Here is a 3,025-nt window from a genome sequence, read left to right as displayed (position 1 = left end):
AGAGTATATCAATTTTGACACACCCTCTTTTTATTGTTTGAGATTATTTATATTCCTTTGTGGTGAAGTTATGTTGGTATAATACCGTGTTTGGAGTTTGTGCCGAGTGAACCACATATTGGAAGTTGAAGCCGGCTTCTTTATATATTTTGATACCCGGATTGTCTTTGATGGCTTTCAAGAGTCCGTCGGTGATGTTCTTATTGTTATCTTGAATCACCTTTGCATTGTCAAATTTATCCGTGAACGAGCAGTAGTAAGTATAAGTTTTAGACTGCTTATTGAATACAACACTGTCGGTACGAGTGTTGTTGACAACCGGAGTAGGGCAGTATTTACGAGTGTATTCACTCGCTTCTCTGGCTGCACGGTCTTCTAAACTCTCATGGCATGATGCAAGAACTACGATGGCACCCATGATAAACACACATCGTCTGATGACTAAATATGTTGAAACTTGCATATCGTTTCGTTTGTATTTCTGTACAAATATACGAATAATCTAATGAAATCTTTGTATATTTGCACTTTAAAAGCGCACTTATTAAATGGGTAATATCAACAACATAAGGAATTTTTGCATCATTGCACACATCGATCATGGTAAATCTACGCTCGCTGATAGAATGCTTGAGTATACGCAGACCATTAAGATTACAGGTGGACAGATGCTCGATGATATGGATTTGGAGCGTGAACGTGGTATCACAATCAAGAGTCATGCCATCCAGATGGACTATCGTGCAAGCAATGGAGAGCAGTATGTATTGAATCTTATAGATACTCCGGGACACGTAGACTTCTCTTATGAGGTGTCTAGAAGTATTGCGGCGTGCGAAGGAGCATTGTTGGTTGTAGATGCGACACAGGGTGTTCAGGCTCAAACCATATCTAATTTATACATGGCGATAGAGCATGATTTGGAGATAATTCCTGTTATCAACAAGATAGACATGCCTAGTGCGATGCCCGAAAAGGTAGAAGATGAGATTATAGACCTTATCGGTTGCAAGCGGGAGGAAATCATTCGTGCCTCAGGAAAGACCGGTGAAGGAGTCAATGAGATATTGGAAGCAGTCGTAGCACGTGTTCCTCATCCCGAAGGAGATGCTCAAGCACCACTCCAAGCATTGATTTTCGACTCTGTATTCAATAGTTTTAGAGGTATTATCGCATACTTTAAGATAGAGAATGGAACCATTCATGCAGGCGATAAAGTGAAGTTCTTTAATACTGGAATGGAGTATGTGGCCGACGAAGTAGGTGTCCTCAAGATGGATATGGTGCCTCGCAAGGAGATTACATGTGGTGAAGTGGGCTACATCATCAGCGGTATCAAGGATGCCAAAGAGGTGAAAGTAGGTGATACGATTACCCAAGTCAGTCGTCCATGCGAGCATTCTATCGCTGGTTTTCAGGAGGTTAAACCGATGGTATTTGCCGGTGTTTACCCGATAGATCCATCGGAATACGAGAATTTGCGAACTTCTTTGGAGAAGTTACAACTCAATGATGCGTCGCTGACATTTATGCCTGAGAGCTCCGTTGCGTTGGGGTTCGGTTTCCGTTGCGGCTTCTTGGGACTTCTACACATGGAGATTGTGCAGGAGAGATTGGATAGAGAGTTCAATATGGATGTCATTACGACGGTGCCAAACGTATCGTATATGGTGTACGATAAGCATGGAGAGAGTCGCGAGGTGCACAATCCTTCAGGCTTACCAGACCAGACTTTAATTGAACATATCGAAGAACCGTACATTCGTGCGACCATTATTACAGATACAAACTTTATCGGTCCTATCATGACCTTGTGTCTTGATAAGCGTGGCGAGCTCCTTAAACAAGAGTATGTGAGCGGCAATCGTGTGGAATTACATTTTCTGTTGCCACTCGGCGAGATAGTGATAGACTTCTATGATAAGCTTAAGAGCATCTCAAAAGGATATGCTTCGTTTGATTATCACATCGATTCGTTCCGACCATCTAAATTGGCCAAGCTCGATATATTGCTTAATGGTGAGCCTGTAGATGCTTTGTCTACACTGACACATCAGGACAATGCCGTGACATTGGGACGTAGAATGTGTGAGAAGTTGAGAGAGTTGATACCGCGACAGCAATTCGATATTGCCATACAAGCAGCTATTGGGGCCAAGATTGTGGCTCGCGAGACGATTAAATGTGTGCGCAAAGACGTTACAGCCAAGTGTTATGGAGGTGACGTAAGTCGTAAACGAAAATTGCTAGAGAAGCAGAAGAAAGGTAAGAAACGCATGAAGCAAATCGGTAATGTAGAAGTTCCGCAAAAGGCGTTCTTGGCCGTTTTGAAGTTGGATTAATCATTCTTAAATATGTAGAATAATCAGGAAGAGAGGACATTGAGATGAGAGAACCAGTTAATACTCCCCGTGATATAGCGCGAGAATTAGCTCGCAAATACAGTACTATGACTCATGATGAACTTGATATATTAGAGAGTATCTTAGTACCGATGAAGTTTGCGAAGAATGAAATGATTCTTAAAGAGGGCGAAGTGTGCCGAAACATCTACTATGTGGACCGTGGATTGATCCGACAGTTCTATTTTAAGAACGGTAAAGAGGTCACTGAACACCTTGGTGAAGACCGTACCATCTTCATGTGTATCGAGAGTTTATTTAAGGAAGAGCCTACCAAATTGCAAGTAGAAGCCATAGAGCCAACCATAGCTTATGCTCTTCCGAAGCATCGTTTAGAAGAAGTAGCCTTGCACAATGTCAATATTCAAATTTTATATCGCAAGATATTGGAAGAGAGTTTGATAATATCGCAAGTTCATGCCGATCTTGTAAGATTTGAATCTGCGCAAGAACGTTACAAGAAAATATGCAAATTGAATCCGCAGGTAGTGTTGAGAGCGCCATTGGTATATATTGCCAACTATCTACAAATGACTCCTGAGACGCTTTCAAGGGTCAGAGCTTCAACATTACTCGATTGATATAAAAAAGAAAAAAGAGGGTGTGTCAAAATTGATATACTC

At 41.6% G+C, this 3,025-nt stretch carries 3 protein-coding genes; 2 read left to right on the top strand and 1 reads right to left on the bottom strand.

All coding sequences use genetic code 11. The features are described 5' to 3' along the window. Positions 1-43 precede the first annotated feature (43 nt). Complete coding sequence (locus tag HMPREF3034_RS02700; RefSeq protein WP_231725590.1) at positions 44-463, bottom strand: hypothetical protein; 420 nt, start codon at positions 461-463, stop codon at positions 44-46. 94 nt (positions 464-557) lie between these two features. Between HMPREF3034_RS02700 and lepA the strand changes: the two genes are divergently transcribed. Further along, entirely contained in the window at positions 558-2,342 is a 1,785-nt protein-coding gene (gene lepA / locus HMPREF3034_RS02695; protein ID WP_062432961.1) for a translation elongation factor 4, read from the top strand. Between the two features lie 44 nt (positions 2,343-2,386). After that, positions 2,387-2,983, top strand: a complete 597-nt coding sequence (locus HMPREF3034_RS02690) for a Crp/Fnr family transcriptional regulator (protein WP_036898001.1) — start codon at positions 2,387-2,389, stop codon at positions 2,981-2,983. Positions 2,984-3,025 lie beyond the last annotated feature (42 nt).

Source organism: Prevotella sp. DNF00663 (genome assembly GCF_001553265.1).
In the GTDB taxonomy this organism is placed as follows: Bacteria; Bacteroidota; Bacteroidia; order Bacteroidales; family Bacteroidaceae; genus Prevotella.
This window is presented reverse-complemented; position numbering and strand designations above follow the sequence as displayed.

Coding starts and splice junctions, on each gene's coding strand:
- HMPREF3034_RS02690 (WP_036898001.1), top strand. CDS start 2,387: ATGAGAGAACCAGTTAATACTCCCCGTGATATAGCGCGAGAATTAGCT.
- HMPREF3034_RS02700 (WP_231725590.1), bottom strand. CDS start 463: ATGCAAGTTTCAACATATTTAGTCATCAGACGATGTGTGTTTATCATG.